The 713-nt window shown below is 32.0% G+C and carries 1 protein-coding gene and 1 pseudogene; one reads left to right on the top strand and one right to left on the bottom strand.

What is annotated here, in order from left to right; all coding sequences use genetic code 11:
• Positions 1–206: pseudogene (locus INF61_RS23020) on the top strand (hypothetical protein); the annotation flags it as partial.
• Between the two features lie 16 nt (positions 207–222).
• Here the strand turns inward: INF61_RS23020 and INF61_RS22775 are convergent.
• Positions 223–713 (bottom strand): sce7725 family protein (locus INF61_RS22775; protein WP_193548161.1); only part of this gene is annotated, 491 nt, incomplete at its 5' end.

Raw genomic sequence — 713 nt, 5'->3', positions numbered from 1 at the left:
GTTATATGCTCGGCAAAGAAATATTAATAAAACAGGAAGATAATTCATTTGCTATATCTGAAAATATATTCACAGAGAACTATCAAGATCTGACAAAAAAATCCATTACATTAAATAACATACACACTGCTAAAAGAGAAAAAAATATAATCGAATCCAAAATTCATAACAAAAAAGCTCTAAACAAAACTAAAAAGAGGCTATAGAATAGCCTCTTTACTGTCAGATTTTTCCTGATATTACATCAATTATGTGCTGTATGTGGTGTCTAATCTGGTATTCTTTATTTTTCCCCAAACCGGGAAACGTTCTGCTTTTATAATGCTCGTTATATTTTTCTAATGCTTTATTAGAGCCGTACTCTGTGGCCCTTGTTCTAACTTCCTTTTCAATTTTATCTGTCATTTGTAAGAATTTTGACGCTACGTCGCCAATGTCTCTATCAGTGTCATTCGAAACAAAATGTTCTATCCATATATCACCGCTTGCAGGATGTTTATAAATTAAATGAGATGCAACGGCACCAGCCTTGCCACCACCAATCTCAAGTTTTTTCCCGACTATAGTGAAATCACCGATACCTAATACTGTTTTACCAATTTTTTTATGTTTATCCGTGAAAACTTCTTGACCAGAGTAATCTGCATTCTTATCTAATTTGACGAAGTTATCTTTCAATTCAATAAGTTTATTTTTAGGGATTTCATTAAATT

The organism is Enterobacter cloacae complex sp. P18RS, from assembly GCF_014982105.1.
Lineage (GTDB): Bacteria > Pseudomonadota > Gammaproteobacteria > Enterobacterales > Enterobacteriaceae > Enterobacter > Enterobacter hormaechei_C.
This window is presented reverse-complemented; position numbering and strand designations above follow the sequence as displayed.